Source organism: Streptomyces sp. NPDC048337 (genome assembly GCF_043201175.1).
Classification (GTDB): domain Bacteria; phylum Actinomycetota; class Actinomycetes; order Streptomycetales; family Streptomycetaceae; genus Streptomyces.
Map to the genome: position 1 here is coordinate 90990 of NZ_JBICYR010000020.1, position 20589 is coordinate 111578.

Genomic DNA, 20589 nt, shown 5'->3' on the forward strand with positions numbered 1-20589 from the left:
TGTTGACCGCGGTTAACAACTCCGTGCCGGCAGGACGCACCGCAGCCCCGCCCGAACAGCCCAGCGAAGTGTTGACCGCGGTCAACAGTTCCGCTGGCCGGACAGCCACGCCGGTCCCACACCCGATCAACGAGTCAGCCCTGCGCCTGCGCCAGCACCTCGGCGCCACGCCACAGGAACAGGCCGACAACATCGTCCAGGCACTCTCTGCCGAGGAACTGGAAGCGCTGGTCGAGGAGCTGTACAGCAGGATCTGACCCCTTACGAGACAGGAAGCCGGGACGCTTGGCGTCCCGGCTTCCTGCGTTCCGGCTCACGGCCCTCGCGGAGCCTCAGCCAAGCGGAGGCCGGACGTGCCGTGGACGCGCTCGACGAGGCGACGGACCGACCTGCCGCGGGACTGGCAGGTCCGGCAGCAGAGCCCACAGGGGAGTGGAGCCAGCAGCCCACTCGTTAAGGAGGCCACGGTCCACCAGGTGCAGGCGCTGGCTTCGGGCGAACTTCACCGCGGGAGCGGTGATCCGGCCGTTGGTGACGAGGACGACGACATCTCCGCCGTGGACGGGGCGGCCGGTCCCGTTGAGGACATGAAGGTCCGGCGTCCCCACTGCCGCCCCTGCAGCTCCGTCGCGGCGGTGCTTGCACTGGATGACCCAGCGCCGGCCTGCGGGGTCGGTGCCCTTGACGTCGGCGCCGTTGTCGCCGGCGCCACCCACGCGGACGGCATCGCGGGCGCCATCACGGCGCATCAAGTCCCGCACGGTTTCCTCGAACTCGGTGTGATGCAGACCGTCCAGGAATCGGATGTCCCAGCCATCCGGCCGACGGCGCCGTCCGGCCCAGGCAAAGAGGCCGCGCCGTACGGCCTTAATGAGGAGCAGGATCAGCACCCCGGCAACGAGGGCCGCGGCGGCGCCTGCGGCAATGCCGGAGCCGTTGAACTCCAACCACTGTCGCGCCTGCGGAACGAGGACGGACGCGAGCGCGGCCGCTGCCAGAAGGCCAGCCGCGTCCTTGCCCTGTCCTCCCCTCCCTCGGCGCGCGGTTCGACGCCCTCGTCCTGGTCGTCGTGGAACAGCGGTGCGCGTCGGGTACCGACGTCCGGTCATGGCCGGCCTTCCTGGAGCGGGGCACGGCGCGCGGCCCCCCGAAAGTGCCGGCGAGCGAGCGGCCGCCTCCCACCGGACGGTGGGAGTCGGCGACCAGCCTCCTCAGAGCGGCTTGCCCAAAGGCTTGCCCACCTCCCGAAGAGACGCAGGGGGAGGCTTGCCCAACGAGGAGTTCTGCAAGGCGCTCCGCCGGGCGGATCCGCGTGCAGGGTCTCCGGCGGCGCCAGGACACTCATTTGCCGTAACCGACGGCCGATCCAAGGGTCGGAAACGCCACGAGAGGTCGCCTAAAGGCCTCCCAGATGATCAGAGGTCGATCCATACCGAGCCTGCCGAGTTCGTCGACCGTAGGGCCCATTCTGCGCGTCGCTTTTCGGTGCTGATTGCCGAATTTGCCGGATTGGATCCCCGTGCAAGGCCATCTTGCCTGTGGGCTCCCCAATTGGAGAGCTGTCGGCGTCGTCCGCTACGCCCAACGCATGCCGAGGACCGACAGCTCCTCGATTCGCTGCACCGACAGCTTCCCGGCCTTAACCCGCTGCTGGCTGATCCAGGCACCGAGTCGCACCGCCTCACCGTCGACCTCTTCGGTGTGGCTGCGCGGTACGTCGAGGTTGCCGACTCGGTCGCGGTACTGGACAGCAGCCCGCAGGTTGTGCGCCCACATCTCCTCCCGGGTCCGCTTGGCGGGCGCGGGGGCGGACGTGATGCCGAGCGCGGCGAGCATCGCCCGCTGCTCCCCCGCCAGCCTCCCGAATCCCTGCCGCTGCGCGGCGGCCCAACGGCCGAGGTCCTCGCCGTCTTCCACGAGGAGGCCGGGCCCGTCCGGGAGCTCACCGCCGGCGCTCACGTGACGATGGGCGAGCCGGAAAGCCCGCTGCCAGTCGATGGTCCACTCCGGGCACCAGCCGGGGTCGATCTCCGAGAGGGCGGCACGGCGCTCCGGGGACAGCGGGGCCTTCGCCCGGCGGGAGGCCGCGCGCTGGTTCTTCAGCCACCGGCCGACGGGGTAGCCGTCGAGGTCCGCGTCCACGGGGGCGGCCAGGCCGACGCCGGATTCGGCGGCCCAGGCGGCGGCCGCGGCCAGGCCCTCGTCGAAGCGTGCGTCGAAAAGACTCCAGAGCATGCCGAGCTTCTCCAGCTGCACGATCCGGCCGCCGTCGGGATTGCCGGCCTTGTGGTGGCGGCGGCAGTCGGCGATCCAGACGCCGAGCGGGAAGCCGGCGGGGGACCAGTCGTCGGGGGTCCGGTAGCCGTACGGGACGCGGAGGTCGTCGTGTTCGGTCCGGTAGCGCTGGGCGGCCTGGAGGCCGCGGCGCCACTGGACGCGCTCGGGGTTGAGGACCCGCAGCTGGACGAAGCTGGCCAGCTGGCTCGCGTCACGCGGCTTCGAGAACCGCAGGAGCTCGCGGGCCGGGGCGCTCACCGTGTCCTGGTCGTCGTCCGGGGCACCGTCACGGTCGGAGGGCATGGGGTCGGGGGTGTCGGTGCGTGCGGGGGTCGGGTTGCCCGGGTTGGTGAGCTGCTCGATGCGGGCGTCGTGTGCGCGCAGCGCGGCGAGGAGCTTGGCCAGGCCCGCGTACGCAGGGGAGGTGAGCATCAACTCCGTGCTCTCACCGGTGGCGAGGAAGGCCGGCACGAAGAGGGTGGCCATCTTGCCCTCACCGGGGTGCATCGGCCGGAAGCCGAGGGCGGCGATCTTGTCCCAGAGCATCGAGTACCGCAGGTCGTTGGCCTGCCGGTCGGGGATGCAGGTCACCGAGGTCTCGTCCTTGCCGCACAGGGCCAGGAGTTTGGCGGTCAGGTCCCGGACGGTGAGGTCGGTGCCGCCGCCGAGGTTGTAGACCTCGCCCGGCTTCCCGTCGTCGAGGATCAGTTCGATGCCGGCGCAGTTGTCCTCGACGTGCAGCCAGTTCCGCACGTGCTGCCCCTGGCTGTGCAGGGTCACCTTCTCGCCCCGCAGGAGGCGGGTGGTGAAGAGGGGGATGACCTTCTCGGGGAACTGGTGGGGCCCGTAGTTGTTCGAGCTGCGCGTTACGCAGACGGGCAGGCCGTAGGTCTGGAAGTGGCTGAGTGCCACGAGGTCGCTGGCGGCCTTCGACGCCGCGTAAGGGACACCGGGACGCACAGGGTCGCTCTCGCTCGCGGCGCCTTCGGCGAGCGATCCGTACACCTCGTCCGTCGAGACGTGCACGAACTTGGTGATGCCGTGGCGGCCGGCGGAGGCGGCGAGGGTCTGCGTGCCCAGGACGTTGGTCGTGAGGAAGTGGTCGGCCGTGGTCAGGGAGCGGTCGACGTGGGACTCGGCGGCGAAGTGAACGACTACGGTGTGCTGGGCCATGAGCTCGTGCACGAGGGGGCCGTCGAGGATGTTGCCGTGGACGAAGACCAGGCGCGGGTCGAGGAAGGACTCCCCCAGGTTCTCGGGGTGGCCCGCGTAGGTGAGCGCGTCCAGGACGGTCACCCGGGACACGTCGTCGCGGCGCAGTATCCGCCGGACGAAGTGCGAACCGATGAAGCCGGCACCGCCGGTGACGAGGACTTCGTACATCTGACACCCACCTTGGTCGTGGACCGGGAAGGGACAGCGGACCTCGAAGGCTCCTGGGTACGGGGCCGTCAGACGGGCCGCTGCCTACACCCAGAAAACCGCCGGAACAGATGGGTGCGGGAGGCGAACTAGGGGGGCGAACAACGCACATGCCGTTCCCCCGCCTCACCCCCGCCGCCTACGCTCGGAGTGATCCCGCAACCGCGGCATCCACGTCGCAGGACACCCGCTGGCACAAGGGGGCTCGGTGGCATCCACCAAGGACCGCCGGGGCAATCCCAATGAGGATCTGGCCCGGCTCGTCAAGCAGGCCGGGGCGAGCCACAAGTCCCTGGCCGCGCAGATCAACAAGCTCGGTGCTGCGGCCGGGGTGGCGCTTCGGTACGAGCACACCAGTGTCGCCAGATGGGTGAATCTCGGAATGATCCCGCGCGGCCGCACACCGGAGTTCCTGGCCACTGCGCTGGGAGAACGCCTCGGCAGAGCGGTGAGCGTGACCGAGATCGGCATGTACAGCAGGTCGGGCGGAAACCCTGATGTGGGGTTGGATTTCGCCCGCGACCCCGTCGATGCGATCCGCGTCGCCGCCACCTACTGGAGAACCGTGGACCGCACCCGCCGCCAGCTCATCAGCAACGGCTTCGCCATCGCCGCCTTCGCCACCCCTGTCACCCGCTGGCTGACCAAGCCGACCGACGCTCCGATCGCGCACGAGGGCGGACGGCAGGTCGGGCGCAGCGACCTCGACGAGCTCTGGAAGGCCGCCGATGAAGCCCGCCTGTGGGATTCGCGCTTCGGCGGCGGGAACTGGAAGGCCTCCTCCGTCACCGAGTGCCTGCGCCTGAACGCGGCGCCGCTGCTGACCGGAACCTACACCGAGACCGTCGGGCGAGAGCTGTTCGCGGCGACCGCCGAGCTGTCCCGTGTCGTGGGCTGGTCAGCGGTCGACACCGGCCACCACGACGTCGCCCAGCGCCACTTCGTCCAAGCCCTGCGCCTGGCACGCGCCGCGGGGAACGTGGAGTCGGGCTGCTACGTGATGGCGACCATGGCCCTCCAGGCCTTCCTCCGCGGCCACCCCGAGGAGGCCGCCGACATGGCCGAAGGCGCCTACGAGCGCGGCCTCGGCCACGCCGCACCCCGCGTGCTGGCCTTCGCCAAGCTCGCCGAGGCCCGCGCCCACGGACGCATCGGAAACGCCAACGCCGCCAAGGCCGCGCTCGGCCGCACCGAAGAACTGCTCGACTCCATCCGGCCGGGCAGCCACGACCCGCAGCAGCTCGCCTACATGACCCACGCCCGGCTCGCCGCCGACGCCACCGAAGTCCACCGCGACCTCCACGACCCTAAGGGCGCCTTCGCCTGGAACGCGCTGGCCGAACCCATGCCGGCCGACCGCTTCACTCGCGCCACCGGCATCCGCATGGCCGTCCTGGCCACCAGCCACCTCCACAACCGCGACCTTGAGCACGGGCTCACCGCCGCGCACACCTCGCTGCGCATCCTCAGCAACGTCCACTCCACCCGCGCCCACAGCTACCTCCACGACGTCACCCGCGCCCTCACCCCCTGGAAGGCTCAGCCCGAGGTGGCCGACCTCATCCACCGCACCCGCACCGAACTACCCGCCGCAGCCTGAAGCTGCGGAACGTCCGCCGGGCGGATCACACCGCGCTGCCAGTCAAAACTTCTGACACCAACACCGGTTTCCTGGGCCGCTACTACTCGCCCCCCTAGAGGGTGTCCGCCTGCGCAGGATCCTGCTGCAGCTCCACCACGCTGCCGACACGCAGGCCCCAGGCGGCCATGGCGCCGGCCTCGGCCTCCAGAACGTGGCGGGAGCGGAATCTCGGGAGGCCCAGGCGGTTGGGGACCATGGTGGTCAGCGCGATGACGCGGTGGCGCCGGTCCAGGAAGGCGACGTCGATGGCGAACCGCATGCGGAAGGTGTGCACGCTGCCGGCCGGAGTGAGCAGCAGGGCCCCCGCGATCCCGTCCCGCCCGAGCAGCCCCCGCGTCCGGGCCCGGTAGGAGGCGGCCACTTCCAGCTCCACCTCCACCGGGCCGCTCCGCAACTGCCCGCGTCCGTCCCGCCACTTCACCATGCGACCACCCTAGCTAGGGCTTCCAGGCGCGGATCTCCAGCCCGACGATCGGCGTACCGGGCTCGATCCGGTCGTTGTCGACGAGCCACTTCTGCACCGCGGCCGCGACGTCCCCGCCGGCCGCGTCGACCAGGGCCTTGAACTCGGCGCCGTCAAACCCCTCCTCGCCCGAGCCCGGGCCGCCGCGGTTGTCGGCGTAGGCCCGCTCCTCGGTGCCATCGCGGCGTTGGACGACGTTGCGCCGGACACCGGGGGAGTCGGCCATACGGCCGGCATCGTGCTTGAAGGAGCCCTTGCGGGCCCGGACGGTGAACGCGATCTTCCCGCCGTTGGCGGCCGCGTCGTCGACCACGGGCCGCAGCCGACCGGCACCGGAAGCGATGTGCTGCTTGCCCGCCTTGGCCAGGGACGAGGACCAGGCCCTGACCGGCCTCCCGTCGGCGCCGATGACCGGCTTGCCCTTGGCGTCCTTGACCGTCCGCTCCGCCCGCACCCGCGTCTTCCCGCGCACACGGGCCTTGTAGCCCTCGCGGTTCAGCCGCGGCTGGACATGCCCGGCAGCCAGCGCCTTCAGGCTCGCGAGATCCCGAGGGCCGCCGGCCTGCACCTCCTGGACCACGGCCCGAAGCGCCTCCACCATCGACGCCCCCTTGTTCTTGGTGAAGAACTGGCTGACCAGGGACGGGTTGCGGCCGAGGATCTCACCGACCTGCTTCCGGCTGAACCCAGCGCGCGCCAGCTCGTCGGTGAGCCTGGCGGCCTCGTTGCGCTGCGCGCCCCGGCCGCCCGCCGGCCTCCTCCTGCGCGGTGTCACGCCGCCACCTCCTCGTCCTCGTCTTCACACTCGTGGTCGGCGTACACCGGGCTGTCGTCCTCGAACTGGTCGTCGCCCTCGTCACCGCAGCCGTGGCACCGCCACTCCGCGCTCCAGGTCACCGCGCCTTCCCGGCCGCAGTCGTGCCCGGAGTGGACGGTGTCCTCGTCCTCCCACATGGCCTCGCCCGAGGCGCCACAGGCCGGGTGCTCCCACTGGCCGCCCCAGATCACGTCGGCGCTGCTCACATGCCCTCCGCTTCCAGCGCCTGGCGACCCAGGCCTTGCAGGTAGTAGAACTCCTCGTCGGTGCACGGGGTGGTCTGCTCCCAGGGCATGCGGCCCTTGAGCAGGTAGTCGCCCGGCTCCCCGCCGTACTCCCAGTCGACCGGCGCCGAGGTGTAGATCGCGTCGGTCCGGAACGCCAGGATGCTCCCCGGCGGGAGGTGCAGCGCACCGGCCTTCAGCGGCTTCCCGGTCGCCGGGTCCTTCGAGCTGGTGCTCACCGACAGCAGCGCCGCCCGGGCCGCCGACCACACCCCGGCCGCCCACTCCGGGTGAGCGTACTGATCCCGCGCGAACCCCTGGTTGCGCTCCCAGGTGACGTGGGTGTCCGTGATACCGGTCAGCCGCGCACCATCCGGCAGGTCCGGTACCGCGCCGCCGGCGCCCAGCTCCAGGGAGCCGGTCGTGATCCGGGGGCGCTGCGCGAAGGTGCCGATGCCGTACAGCAGGATGCTGCGCACCGCGCGGGAGGCCAGGTGACAGGCCTGCTTCTGCTGCTCGTCGCCGTGGAGTTCGGCGGTGGCCCGCAGGGACTGCCAGGCCTCGCGCAGCTTGGTGCTCCAGCTCTTGAGCGGGTCGCCGGACTCCCACAGCAGGCCGTCGAGGATCTCGATCCGCCACGGCGCAATCGGGTTGCGCAGCGCGAGGTTGACCTCGGCGCCGCCCGCCCATGTGACGAAGGTCTGACCGCCCTCGTACGGGTAGTGCCAGGACCGCTCCCCCGGAGCCGGAGCGGGCAGCAGCCCGACGTGGCTCCACCCCTTCGGGATGGTCACCCGCACCTGCCAGTGCGACGGGGCGAACAGCGCGTTGTTCTGCTCCTTCTCGGTCATGGCCGCGAAGGCCGCGGCGGTGATCCGGCGCGGGACGCCGACCCCGGACGCCCAGGTGTGCTTGGCGTAGGCGAAGGTGCGGTCGACCTCGTACCAGCCGGGCACCCGCTCCGGCACGCGCGGCGGCGTGATCAGCTCGGTGCGGCCCTGACCGGCAGTGGCGTGGAGCAGGCCGCGGATCTCCTGCGACATGACCGGGAAGCCGTCCGCCCACTTCGCGCCGGCCTTCGTCGGGATGGTCCGCGACCACAGGTCCCGGCCGGTCTGCGACGGCGAGCCCATGAGGACGACGTCCTCGAAGTGCGGCCGCAGCGCCTTCCACAGCTCGACGAACGCGGCGCGCACCGTCGCCGGGTCGGCGCCCTCGGGGTCGAACCACTCGCCCACGCTGCGGATCTCGGTGTGCTGGTCGCCGCGCTGCCAGCGGCCGACCGGGTTGCGGGGGTGGACCAGGTGGCCGGCCTGGCGGTCCTTGCCGCGGGAGGACTCCACCGTCCACCCCTCCGGGAGCGGTCCGTTCAACCAGGCCGCGACGGCGTCCTTCAGGAACTCGTGCCGCTCGCTGCCCCGGTGCCACGGGTCGCCCGCGGTGACGTAGATCCGCTCGACGGTGGCCGGGGCCTCCGCGTACACGGCGGTGAGGATCTCCGCCACCGAGGCCTGGCCGAGGTCCAGGCGCACCGTGCCGCCCTGCCACACCAGGACACCGGTCGCAGCGTCGAGGAACGCCATCCCGCGCGCGGCCTGCTTGAAGTTCGGCCGCTTCGAGGCCAGGTCACGCTCAGCGTGGAACCACCGGTCACCCTCAACGCCTGCGGGGATCGACGGCAGGACACGTTCGGCCTCGCCCGTTCCGGCAGCAGCCGGAGCCAGAGAGACCCCGATCTGCCCGCGCTCGCCGAGCACTGCCAGGTCGAAGGCCCCATCGGCGGTCGCCGCGCGCAGGCGCGCAAGGGCACTGGCCGGCTCGGAAGGGGCCTCGTCCGGCTCCGGTACCGCAGCCGTTTCGTTGATCGGCTCAGCGGGCGCCTGAGCGACTGGCTGATCAACGGTGACGGATTCGGCCACGGGAGGCTCTACGGGCCTCGCAGAGGCGCTTTGAGGGGCCAGAAAGGGCACCAGGGCCACGATGTCGATCACGGAAAGGCCGGCGGCCGTCGCGATCCGGTCCGAAGTGGCCTTCTCGTACTCGCCGAGCTGCCGGATCTTCTCGGCGCGGCTGCCGTGCAACTTGCCGATCTTGGCCTGGAGCTGCGTCAGCTCGCGCTCCAGGGGCTTGAGTTCGTCGCGTACGGCCCGCAGCTCGGCGAGGCCGGTGGAGAATTCCTTGCTGTTCATGTGGTGGTCCCCCTCAGGTGCTGGCCATGTCGACGAAGCGCGAATAGTGGCCCTGGAACGCGGTCGTGATCGTGGCTGTCGGGCCGTTGCGGTGCTTGGCGACGATGAGGTCGGCTTCGCCCGCGCGCGGCGATTCCTTCTCGTAGGCGTCCTCGCGGTGCAGGAGGATCACCATGTCCGCGTCCTGCTCGATCGCGCCGGACTCCCGCAGGTCGGAGACAACCGGCTTCTTGTCCGTCCGATGCTCGGATCCGCGGTTGAGCTGGGACAGGGCCACCACCGGGATCTGCAGCTCCTTGGCGAGCATCTTCAGAGCCCTGGAGATGTCGGAGACCTCCTGCTGTCGGCTCTCCGGACGACGCCCGGCGCCGGACTGCATCAGCTGCAGGTAGTCGATGACCATGAGCTTGAGCCCCTGGCGCTCTCGGAGCTTTCGGGCCTTGGCCGTGATGGTGACCAGGTTCAAGTTGGCCGAGTCGTCGATCCACAGCGGGGCGTCCATCAGCTCCGTCGTGACCCGGTCGACCTTGGCTCGGAGCTCGTCCGGCAGGATCGCGTGATTGATGTGGTGCAGCGGAACCCTGGCCTGTGCCGAGATCACCCGCCGGGTGATCTCGCGCCGACCCATTTCCAGGGAGAAGAACACGGAAGGCTGCCGGTCCCTCAGGGAACAGGCCCGCACGAAGTCCTGGGCGAGGGTCGACTTGCCCATCGCCGGGCGGCCGGCAACGACGATCAGCTGCCCGGGCTGGAGACCGTCGGTCAGTGAGTCGAGGTCGGTGAAGCCGGTGCTGATCCCGCTGAGCTTGCCGCTGCTGGCCGCCCGCGCCTCGTAGTCGTCGTGGAAGTCCTCCAGCGCTGGCCCGAGCAGGCTCAGGCCGTCGTCCTCATCCTCGTCGACTGCCGAGAGCAGGGCCCGCTGCTGCGCGGCGATCAGCTCGCTGGCCGTGCCTTCGCCGCGAAGAGCGGTGTTCAGGGTGGTGCGGGTGGCGATGATGACCTGCCGTACCGACCACGTCTCGCGGACGATCTCCGCGTAGAACCTGACGGAGCCGACTCCGAACATGAAGCCGGTCAAGGTGAACAGGTAGGCGCTGCCGCCGACCCGGGCGCTCTCGCCTCGCTGCGTGAGCAGGGCGGAGAGCGTGATGGGGTCGGCGGCCTCGCCGCGCAGGTACATCCCGACCGTGGCCTCGAAGATCGTGGCGTGGGCCGGCTTGTAGAAGTGCTCGGCCTTCAGGACTTCGACGGCCTCGGCAATGGCTTCCCTGGACATCAGCATCGCGCCGAGGACCGCCATCTCGGCGTCGAGGTCGTGCGGCGGGGCGGCACCATCGAGGCCGCCCCGCTGCTCGGGGAGTTCGAGTTCCTTCACTGGGCCACTCCGGCAAGGGCGATCGGGCTGCAAGTCCAGCAGTCCACGTATTCGTACTGGTCGTTGAAGCGCTTACGGTCGTGCTGGCCGCAGTTGCCGCACCACTCGACAGAGGCACTCCGCTCCGTCGGCGCGGTGGAGCGATCCGCGTGCTTGTGCAGATCGGTCCACCCTCGCGGGGCCATCTCCTGCACCCGGTCGCACAGCCACCAGGCGGGGAAGCCGTCGGCCAGCAGGTCGATGGCAGCGGAGCGGATCGTACCGAGGGCTTTGCTGGTGATGGGCCTGCGGAGCGCCTCCCGGTAGGCGGCGACGACCTGATCCGCTTCCTGGTCTGCCGTCCGCGGGGCGGGAACTACCCCGTGGTTTTCCGGCGCAGCCGAGGTCTCTCTCTCCGTCACGACAGCACCACCCTCACCGGGTGCCGCATCAAGCGCACCCCCCTCTTGAGAGAGAGATTCTTTAAGAGAAGAAGGAACCGCCGCACTGGTGCGGCCACCCTGGCCGCGTCCATGCGGCCCCCCTGGCCGCACGGGTGCGGCCACCCCCTCATCGGGGGTAGCCGCACCCATGCGGCCACCCCTCTTAGGGCTGCTGGCCTGCTGCTTCGCCTTTCGGGCAGCCCTCGCGTCCCGCTCTGCCTGCCGCTTCTCGGCTCGGGCGGCGGCGCGCTCGTCCCACCGCTCGTGGTCGAGCAGCCGGTACAGGCTGGGGATGTTCACGCGAGGGTTGTTGGGGTCCGGGCGACGCTCGACCTCCAGCAGCCCCTTGTCCTCCAGCCGCTTCGTGGACCGGTCCACAGTGTCGACCGACCTCCCGATGCAGCGGGCGAGCACCTTGCGGGTGGGGATGTCGTCGGCGTCCGGGGCATCGTCGGTCTCACGGGTGCCCTGGTCGGCGAAGGAGGCGATGGCCGCGTAGAGCGCCTTGTCGACAGGCTCGACACTGCCATCGCGGGCGAGCAGGGCATCGAACTTGATCCAGTCGATGGCGGCCGCGCTGACGACCCGGGGGATCAGATCGTGGCGCATACCGCTCCTCCCGGGATGAGGGCGGTGGGACGGGCCGCTGCGGACCCGGGGTGCACAGGTACGTGCACGGCACACCTCCTAGTGGATGTTGTGCCGTGAACTCTCCACATGCGGGCTTGCCCGAAGGCTTGCCCACTGCTCGGAAGGCCCAGGTGACAGGCTTGCCCATTCCCGCGCGGCGTGGGCAAGACGGCACCGGGCAAGCCGGTGTGCGCGGGCAAGCCGGGCGGTCGGTGGGATGGGAGGGGTACAGCCGCCGTGGCGGCCTTTCTCAGGTGTGACACATACGGTCCCTTGATCAAGGGAGCCGTGGATCAGCTGGTCAACCGTGTGACTCAGGCCACTGGGCAAGCCTGTCTGGGCTTGCCCGGGAGTCGTTGTCTATGCTGTTGGGTAGGTGACCGGCGGGCCTGATGGTCCAGGCACCCAGCGCGGTCACGCGCTGAACCACGACTCCGGATTGCTTGCCGGCAGGGGAGTCGCTTCGACGGCCGTCCTGTCCAACCAGGGCGGCCGTCCTCATTTTCTACGCAGGATCTGTACTCATGGCGCGTTCTCCTCGCGTTTCCTGTGCTGCGAGCGGGGACCCGCTCGTGGGCCGGCCCGATCAGTTGTTCACCGAGGACGCTCTCTCCGTGGCGGGGCCGACGCACGACGTAGCCGCGCTCAACCAGCCGCGGCCAGGCGGACGGTGTCCTCCGCGAAACCCCACCGGTGCCCCACGATAGCCCGCGAGTGATCGTCGATGAAGGCGAAAAGGTAGGTCTTGCGGCCGTCGATCCGCGGCCCGTGCAGGGCGTCCCCGGTCCAGAGTTCGTTGGGCCGGTCAGCCTCGAACCGGCCGAAGATCTCCGTCTGCTTCGGGGCCCGTAAGGACGTCAGCCCCGTGCGGTTGAACATCCGCTGGACCGTGCGTTCGTCCGGAGCCCAGCCGATCTGGGCCTTCAAGATCCGGCGGATCTGCGCGGCCGTCCGCTCCGGGTTCTCCTTCTTGAGCGCGCTGGCCAGCTCGAACACCTCCGGAGGCGTCCGTGGCTGGGCCTGTCGGGGCGAGGGGACCAGCGCGTCGAAGCCGCCCTGGCGCCATTCCAGGATCCACCGGTCCAGCGTCCAGCGGCTGATCCTGATCCGCCGCCCGTCGGGGTCGGTGTGCTCTTCACCTGCGAGTTTGCGGACCAAGGCCCCACGCTGCCGCCCGGATAAGGACGGGTCGGCAGCCTCCCTGATCAGCATGTAGCGGAACAGGCCGATCTGCCTCGCCCGTTCCAGCCGGGCAGCCTGTTCATCGTCGTGGTGTGACACGTGCACCTTCCTGAGACTCGGTCGTGCTCATGGGCCCGCCGAGGCTGTCAGGAACAACCCGCCTTCCATCAGAGGCAGTTGGTGTTGATCGTTGATCAAGGCCAGGACGGAGCCAGCAGCCGGCCATGCGAGACCGCCGCGGCCAGCCGCCACGGCGACACCTCGCCGACGGCCGGCCACCGCGAGCGGACCGCTTCCCAGGCCCCGGCGACCGCCGAGACCGCGTCCGCGAACGCCGTCAGCGTGGCCGCCGGCGGCACCGGATCAACGCCTGCGTCAACCAGGAGCACGGTGAAGTACGCGCGAACGTACTCAGCCCGCCGCCCGAACCTTCGCAGCCATCCCCGAACCGTCTCGACCGGCCTCCCCAGCCAGGCCGCGATCGTCCTCGCCCCGGCCCCTGCCGCCTTCGCCGCCAGCGCGGCCCCGATGACCTCCACCAGATCCACTCGCCTGACCAGCACGAACACCGGAAGAAGGACCTGTGAGATGCCGCAACCACCACACCGGGCCCGCCGAGGACGGACCCGCACCGGACCCGACCCGCCCCGCAGGACCCGCCACCTGGCCCAGCCCCACGGAGCCAGCACACCACCACAAACGGGACACTCCATGCCACCCGATAACAGCCGGGTCTCGACCTCAGCCACGTCCGCCTCTACCGTGAGCACAAGCGCCTCCATGCGCTGCACGGCCCTCCCGGACACTCGGCCAAGAGAAATGCGGGAGGGCCTTTTGCATGCCCTCATCGGCAAGGTGCCGCCGCCAACGAACACCCCGACCTCAACGGCATGCAACCGAAAACGTCGGCATGTTCAACGCCGCAAACCCGCCCGCGACATGGGCATCTTCAATGCCGCTCAACAGACATCCCCGGCTCCGGGCTGCTGCGCGAAGGACGCCACGACCCCGCCACCGGACAGTGGCGCCTGCCCCCGTCCCGGCATGCCAAGGCTCATGGGCTGGAGGCCACCCAGACCGAACGGCGTTTCGACCTGATCGAACTGGACCGTTTCCACTACAGCACCGCACCGCAGATCTCCGCCTGGGTCCAGCACCTGCACGGAGTCCAGAGCGGTCTGCGGCTCCTGGACGCGGGCCCTGGCATGCTCACCGAAGGCACGATGCCCGAGTACCTCTACCACCGCACCAACGGTGTCGTCGGACTCCTGGAACGGCTCATCGAAGACGGCTGCCGCGAGGCCATCGACTCCGGCCGCGAACGCCTGGACGAAGAAGTCCTGGAGCACATCGCCATCGACCTGCGCGACAGCGACCGCCGCGACGCCGGCGCCGGCGAAGTCCCCGACGTCCCCGAAAAGCCCGCCTCACGCCAGCGCTCCCGCCGCGGCCGCAACACCGTCTTCGACGACCGCGGCCCCATCGGCACAGCTCAGGAAGGCGCCCGGTGATCACACCTCTGCCCCGGAGCCTGGACCCGCTGGCCGGAGAGCTTCTGGCCGGCTACGTGATGCGGCTCGCCCACCGCCTCGACGTCGCTCCGGACACCGTCCTGCGTCGCACCGGCCTGGTCGACATCCAGGCCAACACCCAGGCGGTCACCCGCACCGCCTTCTCCCTCGAGCTGCCGGCCCAGCGGATGAACGACTTCCTGACGGCCACCCGGCTCACCGAAGCCGAAGCCGCGGCTTTGACCCTTCTTCCGCTCGCACCCCGCTACCCGCCCATCGTCCACAGCCTCAACGTCGCCCGCACCGGCAAACGCATCCCCGCACTGGACTGGCTCTTCCCCGCTGCCGCCCGCTACTGCCCCGACTGCCTCACCGGCGACGGAACCTCCTTGCAGACGGACCACGGCGGCCCATGGAAGACCGACTGGAGACTGCCCGTCGTCTTCGCGTGCTCCGGCCACCAGCGCTTCCTCGAACATGCCTGCCCTGACTGCCGGGAATCCATCTCCGGCCGACCCGGAGTGCTGATTCCCCGGCCGACCATCGCCGGTCTGCACCCGGCCCAGTGCAGAGCGCCCCTCGCCCACGGATCGTCCCCAGCACGGCGGGCAGCCCAACTCTGCGGAGCCCGCCTGGACCGGCCACAGCCCGAACCGGGTGGGCCCTTGCCCAGCGAACTCGCCGCGCTGCAGATGAAGATCACCGCCATGCTCAGCCCGGACACCCCAGCGGTCACGGCCAGCGAGTACTTCACCGACCTCCAGATGGTCAGCGGGCTGGTCATGATCACCTGGCCGAAAGCCCGCCCATCCGCACCGGGCGTCGACACCCACCGCACCGACCTGGTGCTGGCGGGCCGCCAGGACCCTTCGCACTCCCTCCACGCCAGTGCACCGCCCCAGGACGCCCGCGCCTGCGCAAGCATCCTCTTCGCCGCCGACGCCATCCTGACGGCCGCCGACCTGCGAACCGCATTGGCTCCCCTCGCGCCGGTCGAGAACCGCACCCGCAGCGGCATCGAACCGAAACGTCACCGCAGCTGGGACAGCACCTACCGCCGCTACCAGGACGAGTGCTCCGAGAGGTTCCGGAACGCCGCTGAATACCTTGTCTCGACTCACCGCAGACGCGGCAGGGGCGGAAGCCGGCTGCCCCACCGCGGCCTCGACTACAGCCCCCAGCACGTTCCGGCGTTCCTCCCCCTGGAATGGGCCGAGACCCACCTCGGCGCCTTCACCGAGGCCTGCAGCATGTCCGTCCTACGGCGCACCACCTCCACCTTCCTTGCCCGGCGAGCCCTCGGAAGGACCGTCCCCGAGGCCGCTGAATTCCTCGGAATCCGACTCGCCGGACACGGCCTGGGCGGGCCCATCAACAGATGGGCCCGCCGCCAGGGCACCCCGGAAGCATACGAACGAGCCCTGGACGCGATCGCCGCAGAACTCGCCTCCTCACCGCTGATCGACTACCAGCACCGCCGCACCCTCCTCGTCGACTGGGCACTGCCACCGCAGGCATGGCGCCAGATCGCCGACCAGCTGGAACGCCGACCCAGCCCCCGCTACATCTCCGACGACCGAGCTCGCCTCGCCGTCACCGTCTACCTCTGGACGCAAGTCACCCAAGGCGAAACCCAGTTCGCACCGAAGCCGACGGAAGCCCGAAACGCCCCCGAGCTTGACGCGTCATGGAGACTGGACCGGTTCACCATCGGACACTGGCTCCGGCAGAACAAGGTGCCCTTCTACCGGCAGATGAAGCCGCTGCTCGACGCCTACGCCACCCAGCTCGCCCGAACCGTCGATACAGCACGCTCCACTCGCCAACTCACACACTCACTCGCCAACTGAAGCGCTCAGAGGCCGTCGCGTGGCGGCGGAGCAGACGAGGATCCGGCCGTCGCGGGTCCCGACGAGGAGCCGACCCGACGGGGTGACGGTGAGCGCCGTGGGGATGACGGAAGCGTCTCCGAGGGTGAGGTGGTCTCGCCAGAGCACGGTGCCGTCGTCGAGGCTGAGAGCGACGATCTCGCCGCCGTCGAAGGCGGTGAAGACTGTGCTTGCGTCGGCGGTCAGCGCGGTTGCGGAGCGGTCGGTGCGGAATACCCATCGAGGTGACCCGTCCGAGGCTTCGCGTCGTACGACGAACGAGTCACCGGGCTGGCGCCGCTGCCGGAAGACCCTGCCCGCGTGGACCAGGCTCCCGTCGGCGGCCTCCACGCCGGGCCCACCGAAGTGTTCTTCCTCGGGAACCCAGGAGTAGGGGAACAGCCGTCGTACGTCCTTCTGCGCCGGCTCGACCGGTCGGCCAGACTCTCGTCCGGATTTCAGCTCGGCCGTGGCCACCCAGGGGACTCCGGGATGCGAACGCCGAGTGCCCCCCTGCTTCACGTAGGACAGGAACCAGGTGCAGCTGGCGTTCCGGACGCGCAGGGGCGCCCTGCCATTGACGGGTACACCCCGGACCCAGTACCCGGCGGGGGCGAGGGCCGGTTCACCGTCCGCCGCACTCGACAGCGATACGTAGCCGGACGGTGCGATCTGGTCCACTTGCGCACCGTCCGCCAGAGACAGCCGGACCACAGACTGCGGGCGCCGGTCGTGTCTTTCGGGACGTACAAGGGAGACCCAGGCTGAGCTCTCGTCCCGGGCCACGGCAATCTCGCGGCCCCCGTCTTCGTCCGGGACGGCCCATGCCCGTTCCCCCGACGGAAGCCAGCACTCCAACTGCACTCCGCCGAGCGTGGCGAGGATCCGGCCGTCCGAGAGTTCCTCCACTGCCTGAACAGCGAGACGGGGCTCCCAGTCCGGCCCGAGCTCGGTCACCAGCCGATACGCGGCGGCCCTGCCATCGGGACGGGGCGCCGGCACCCGGGGGCCGGCCAGCTCGTTGGGCGTGATGGACCTGGGCGGCACCAAGCTCCAGTCGGACCGGCGTACCACGGCGGTGTGACCGTGCGTGTGCGCTTCCTTGTCCTGCCAGTCATCAGGCGGGGCCATAAGCACGCGAAGTCGCTGCTCGTCGAGCCACTCCAGCTCCAGGACCTGGCGCCCGTCCTGATGCTCGAAGGCTGAGATGGATGCTCCTGTCTCCAGGTGGAGGAGGAGCAGGTCACCGGAGAAGAAGTACCCGCCGTCGTAGGAACCGGTTCCGACGGCGAGTAGCGGCAGCGTGGGGTGGAACGCCATCGCCTGGACCACGTCGCGAGAGCGGATCAGTGCGCGGCAGGACAGGGTGGCGGTGTCGTAGACGCCGACCGCCGGGTGATCGGAGAAGCCGTGCGTACCCGCCACAGCGAGAAGCCCCCGCCGTCCGTCAGCCACGGCAAGGGTGGGGTAGCCGATCTCGGCGAAGGAGCGGTCGCCGAGAATCCGGTCGACGGAGAACGAGTAGGGCATGGGAACGATCTTCGCAACACCTTGTGAAGGACGAAAATGAAATCCTGGTCTACGAGCCGCCACCGACCTCAGCCCTTAAGCGCAGCCGTGGGCGGCGGCGTACACGCCAAGGTGTGACGCTCAAGGTGCCAACTCAAGCACTCACTCGCCAACTGAAGCGCTCAGTCACAGGGGCTCACGGGCTGTTCGGGCTGAGGCCTGACTCAGAGGTCAAACTCGAGATCCAGGACGTCGTTGATCTGGACCTCTTCGAGGGAGCCGGCGCGGCGGCCGCTGTCCTGGAAGTAGACCTCCTTAAGTGCTTCGGCCGTGAGCTGGCGCAGGGTGTTCTCGTTGGCTCCCTGCTGCTGGGCGTCGAAGAGTCGGGCGGCGTGCTGCGGGGGCAGGGCGACGGTGAGGTGCCGGATGCGGGCCTCGTCGGTGCTTTCCATAGGAGCCCCGGTGTAGCCGAGGCGGGCGTGGACGTCGATGACGATGCCGCCGGTGGTCGCCGCCTTCTCGCGGGCCTTGGCCCTGACCTGAGGCTGCCAGCGCTTCTTCACCTCGCGCTCCAGGCGCGCGGCGAGGTCGGCACGCGGCTTCTTGGCCGTGCCCGCGACGTACCGCTCCACCTGCCGCTGCGAGATCCCGAGCACCTCGGCGACCGCCTTGGTGGCCTTGAGCTGCTTGACCAGGTACCGCATCTGCGTGCCCGCGCCCTTGGGCGCGGGGCGGGTGAACGCCTTCTGCACCGCCTGGTCCAGGCCGTCCCCGAACTCCTTGGCCATCGCCTGCTCTCTCCCCTACTCGCCGTTGTCGTCGTCGGTGACGTTGCCGTCCTTGATGTACCGGGCGAGGTTGAGCTCCGGAGCGTTGTGCCGCTCGCGGACCTCCTCGCCCCACAGCACGCTCTGGGTGCCCTCCCACTTGACCAGGCCGGGGTTGACCCCGAGCTTGAAGCCGCCCGGGAGCGGCTTGCCCTCCCGGTAGGGCAGGAAGTCCAGCGGGGTCTCGCCGGCCGAGGCGTAGACGACGCAGTCGGACAGGATCGCGATCGGGTACTGCCCGGTGAACGCCGCGTGCTTGACGATCTTGCGGTGCAGGTTGATCCGGGTGCGGGAGATGACCGCCGCGCGGATGTCCGGTCGCCACGTCGGCCGGGACAGCGCGCGCCACGGCTCACCCGGCCGCCAGCCCTCGCCGCGGGGCCGCTCGCGGAGCTTGCCCAGGCCGCCCTTGACGGTCGCCTTGATCGCCGAGGCCACGATCGTCATCTGCGGGTCACGCTGCTTGTAGCCGTCCATTGCCGCCAGGAAGTCGGCCGGGGCCAGGTCGGCGTCGACGCCGAGGTCGGCCATGGTGGCGAGGTAGGCGTCCCGCAGGCGGCTGTACCAGCCGTCCAGGTAGCGGCCGTTGTCGTACCGGACCCACGCCTCAGTCGGCGCGACGTCGTAGCCGAGCTCCACCGCGTACGCCACCGTCGGCGTCGCGTACCAGGCCGGCCCTTCGGGGCGCTCGCCCTTCGGCGTGAACGGCGAGGGCAGCAGGCTGCCGTCCAGCTGCAGCCACTCCTTGCCGACCTTCACCTTCGACAGGTCGACGTGGCTCAGGTCCACCAGCCAGGAGCCGGGCAGCTTCGGGTCGAAGACCGGGTTTGTGACGCGCGTGGGCGCGCCCAGGCCGACGATCAGGCCGTTGGCGCCCGCCGCGAAGGCCATGTTCACGTCCAGGCCGACGAGGTGGCGCAGGGAGCACTCGGCGTCGGTCATGGGACGGGCCCAGTCGTACGCCTCCTCGAAGAGCCGCTCGGCGGGGCCGCGGACGTGGAAACGGCCCAGGTCCTTGAGCAGCGGGTGCCCGTCGGGGGCCTCGCACGGGGCGCAGTCCACCGGGTCCTTGCCCAGGGAGCCGGGGGTCTTCTCGTCGGCCTGGCGCAGGGCGCCGGTCTCCTCGTCCCGCACGGCGTGGGTCGGCGGGTGCAGGGCGGTCATCAGCTCGAGGCCGGTGACGGCGGTGGAGCCGCGCGGCGTCATCACCCGGGTCGCGTACACGCCCAGGAGACGGGCGAGTTCCGCCGGCGCCAGCTGTCCGGCCGCGCCCCAGTGGCGGGTGTCCAGTGCGTTCCATGAGGGGATGCACAGCTGGACGCACTGGCGGTCGGAGCCCTTGGCGGGCCGATAGATGCGGGCCCAGGGACCGAAGCCGCGCTTGGTGAGCTGCCAGTCGGCGCGGGTCAGCTGCCGGATGACCTTGTGGTTCTCCGGGATGCGCCCGGCGGCCCGCTGCTCCTCCGTGAGGGTGGCCGGGAGCCCGTAGCGCTCCAGCGCGGCCTCCGTGAGGACGATCAGCGGGTCGGCGTCCTTGCCGGGGCCGACGAGCTTGGGCTGCCCGAGCTTGGCCTCCTTGAGGGTCCAGTCCACCAGAGCGGGCAGGGACTTGGCGGGCACGTCCAGGACCAGGCCGCCGGTGCAGTACGCCAGCACCTTGCCGTCCTCGACGTCCAGGACCGCCAGCGGGCCGTTCTCGAACCGCGGGTCGGTGCCGCCCGCCGGGGTGTTGGCCGGGGCGGCCTTCTTCGCCGCCGGGCGGCGCGACGTGGACGGCGTCCTGGTGGCGGGCGCCCGGGTCTCGGCGGCCGGGGCCGCAGCGGCGACGGGAGCAAGAGCGGGGGTCTGGGTGTTCTCGGTTGAAGTCATGGCCGCAGCCTCGGCGGCCGGGCCTGTGGACAGAGTCGGCGCTTCGGCCGGAGCGGGTGCGCTGGTGAACGTGGCGGGCACCGGGGCAGCCGACTCCTCGAGCGCGGGGTAGAGCTCGGCGAGCTGCTTCAGCAGTCGCGCGTACGCGTCGCGCTCCGGCGGGCGGGGCTCGGTCTTGCCCGCCTCCCAGCCGGACACCGTGGCGCGACGCACCTTCAGCGCGGTGGCCACCTCGTCGATCGTCAGGCCGTGCGCGGCACGCAGCCGCTTGCGCTCCGCCGGCGGCGGGAGCGTGGCGCGGGACGCGATCAGGGCGTCGACCGCGTCGAACAACTCGGACATGCAACACCTCCTTTCGTCGA

General features: G+C 70.4%; 17 protein-coding genes. 4 read left to right on the forward strand and 13 right to left on the reverse strand.

Annotated elements, in window-relative coordinates; genetic code table 11:
* Nucleotides 1–257 (forward strand): hypothetical protein (locus ACGFYU_RS28000; protein ID WP_393830072.1); only part of this gene is annotated, 257 nt, incomplete at its 5' end.
* Between the two features lie 75 nt (nt 258–332).
* Here the strand turns inward: ACGFYU_RS28000 and ACGFYU_RS28005 are convergent.
* Nucleotides 333–1109: a restriction endonuclease gene (locus ACGFYU_RS28005; RefSeq protein WP_393830073.1), complete on the reverse strand. Its 777-nt coding sequence runs from the start codon at nt 1107–1109 to the stop codon at nt 333–335.
* A 466-nt stretch (nt 1110–1575) separates the two neighbouring features.
* Nucleotides 1576–3660 carry a GDP-mannose 4,6-dehydratase gene (locus ACGFYU_RS28010; protein ID WP_393830074.1) on the reverse strand — a complete coding sequence of 695 codons (2085 nt, stop codon included), beginning with the start codon at nt 3658–3660 and terminating at the stop codon, nt 1576–1578.
* 247 nt (nt 3661–3907) lie between these two features.
* On the opposite strand from ACGFYU_RS28010, the gene ACGFYU_RS28015 reads away from it, so the two are divergent.
* A complete protein-coding gene (locus ACGFYU_RS28015) occupies nt 3908–5299 on the forward strand; it encodes a sporulation protein (protein ID WP_393830075.1) in 1392 nt (463 codons plus the stop codon).
* Nucleotides 5300–5393: 94 nt separating this feature from the next.
* Here ACGFYU_RS28015 and ACGFYU_RS28020 read toward each other — a convergent pair whose 3' ends face one another.
* The 8 genes from ACGFYU_RS28020 to ACGFYU_RS28055 all read right to left on the reverse strand — a co-directional run bounded on the left by ACGFYU_RS28020 (nt 5394) and on the right by ACGFYU_RS28055 (nt 13212).
* Entirely contained in the window at nt 5394–5765 is a 372-nt protein-coding gene (locus tag ACGFYU_RS28020) for a DUF192 domain-containing protein (RefSeq protein WP_393830076.1), read from the reverse strand.
* 13 nt (nt 5766–5778) lie between these two features.
* Complete coding sequence (locus tag ACGFYU_RS28025; protein ID WP_393830077.1) at nt 5779–6579, reverse strand: hypothetical protein; 801 nt, start codon at nt 6577–6579, stop codon at nt 5779–5781.
* Nucleotides 6576–6827 (reverse strand): hypothetical protein, encoded by a 252-nt coding sequence (locus ACGFYU_RS28030; protein WP_393830078.1) that lies wholly within the window; start codon nt 6825–6827, stop codon nt 6576–6578. Before ACGFYU_RS28030 ends, ACGFYU_RS28025 begins: the two co-directional genes overlap by 4 nt.
* Nucleotides 6824–9034: a Mucin-19 gene (locus ACGFYU_RS28035; protein ID WP_393830079.1), complete on the reverse strand. Its 2211-nt coding sequence runs from the start codon at nt 9032–9034 to the stop codon at nt 6824–6826. The genes ACGFYU_RS28030 and ACGFYU_RS28035 overlap by 4 nt, the downstream gene beginning before the upstream one ends.
* 13 nt (nt 9035–9047) lie before the next feature.
* A complete protein-coding gene (gene dnaB, locus ACGFYU_RS28040) occupies nt 9048–10409 on the reverse strand; it encodes a replicative DNA helicase (RefSeq protein ID WP_393830080.1) in 1362 nt (453 codons plus the stop codon).
* The gene (locus tag ACGFYU_RS28045; RefSeq protein ID WP_393830081.1) at nt 10406–11440 is read right to left on the reverse strand and encodes a hypothetical protein; all 1035 of its coding nucleotides are present in this window, start codon (nt 11438–11440) and stop codon (nt 10406–10408) included. The genes dnaB and ACGFYU_RS28045 overlap by 4 nt, the downstream gene beginning before the upstream one ends.
* 666 nt (nt 11441–12106) lie before the next feature.
* Nucleotides 12107–12742 (reverse strand): DDE-type integrase/transposase/recombinase, encoded by a 636-nt coding sequence (locus tag ACGFYU_RS28050; RefSeq protein WP_393830082.1) that lies wholly within the window; start codon nt 12740–12742, stop codon nt 12107–12109.
* Between the two features lie 95 nt (nt 12743–12837).
* A complete protein-coding gene (locus tag ACGFYU_RS28055) occupies nt 12838–13212 on the reverse strand; it encodes a hypothetical protein (protein WP_393830083.1) in 375 nt (124 codons plus the stop codon).
* A gap of 321 nt (nt 13213–13533) precedes the next feature.
* On the opposite strand from ACGFYU_RS28055, the gene ACGFYU_RS28060 reads away from it, so the two are divergent.
* Nucleotides 13534–14154, forward strand: a complete 621-nt coding sequence (locus tag ACGFYU_RS28060) for a hypothetical protein (RefSeq protein ID WP_393830084.1) — start codon at nt 13534–13536, stop codon at nt 14152–14154.
* Nucleotides 14151–16004 (forward strand): TniQ family protein, encoded by a 1854-nt coding sequence (locus ACGFYU_RS28065; RefSeq protein WP_393830085.1) that lies wholly within the window; start codon nt 14151–14153, stop codon nt 16002–16004. Before ACGFYU_RS28060 ends, ACGFYU_RS28065 begins: the two co-directional genes overlap by 4 nt.
* Here ACGFYU_RS28065 and ACGFYU_RS28070 read toward each other — a convergent pair.
* From ACGFYU_RS28070 to tap, 3 genes are all read right to left on the reverse strand, one after another.
* Entirely contained in the window at nt 15990–17552 is a 1563-nt protein-coding gene (locus ACGFYU_RS28070) for a PQQ-binding-like beta-propeller repeat protein (RefSeq protein WP_393830086.1), read from the reverse strand. The two genes, ACGFYU_RS28065 and ACGFYU_RS28070, sit on opposite strands and share 15 nt — an antisense overlap.
* 203 nt (nt 17553–17755) lie before the next feature.
* Nucleotides 17756–18319: a telomere-protecting terminal protein Tpg gene (tpg, locus tag ACGFYU_RS28075; protein WP_393830087.1), complete on the reverse strand. Its 564-nt coding sequence runs from the start codon at nt 18317–18319 to the stop codon at nt 17756–17758.
* A 15-nt stretch (nt 18320–18334) separates the two neighbouring features.
* The gene (gene tap, locus ACGFYU_RS28080) at nt 18335–20569 is read right to left on the reverse strand and encodes a telomere-associated protein Tap (RefSeq protein WP_393830088.1); all 2235 of its coding nucleotides are present in this window, start codon (nt 20567–20569) and stop codon (nt 18335–18337) included.
* Nucleotides 20570–20589 lie beyond the last annotated feature (20 nt).

Coding starts and splice junctions, on each gene's coding strand:
- tap (WP_393830088.1), bottom strand. CDS start 20,569: ATGTCCGAGTTGTTCGACGCGGTCGACGCCCTGATCGCGTCCCGCGCC.
- ACGFYU_RS28070 (WP_393830086.1), bottom strand. CDS start 17,552: ATGCCCTACTCGTTCTCCGTCGACCGGATTCTCGGCGACCGCTCCTTC.
- ACGFYU_RS28035 (WP_393830079.1), bottom strand. CDS start 9,034: ATGAACAGCAAGGAATTCTCCACCGGCCTCGCCGAGCTGCGGGCCGTA.
- tpg (WP_393830087.1), bottom strand. CDS start 18,319: ATGGCCAAGGAGTTCGGGGACGGCCTGGACCAGGCGGTGCAGAAGGCG.
- ACGFYU_RS28060 (WP_393830084.1), top strand. CDS start 13,534: ATGCAACCGAAAACGTCGGCATGTTCAACGCCGCAAACCCGCCCGCGA.
- ACGFYU_RS28005 (WP_393830073.1), bottom strand. CDS start 1,109: ATGACCGGACGTCGGTACCCGACGCGCACCGCTGTTCCACGACGACCA.
- ACGFYU_RS28020 (WP_393830076.1), bottom strand. CDS start 5,765: ATGGTGAAGTGGCGGGACGGACGCGGGCAGTTGCGGAGCGGCCCGGTG.
- ACGFYU_RS28045 (WP_393830081.1), bottom strand. CDS start 11,440: ATGCGCCACGATCTGATCCCCCGGGTCGTCAGCGCGGCCGCCATCGAC.
- ACGFYU_RS28010 (WP_393830074.1), bottom strand. CDS start 3,660: ATGTACGAAGTCCTCGTCACCGGCGGTGCCGGCTTCATCGGTTCGCAC.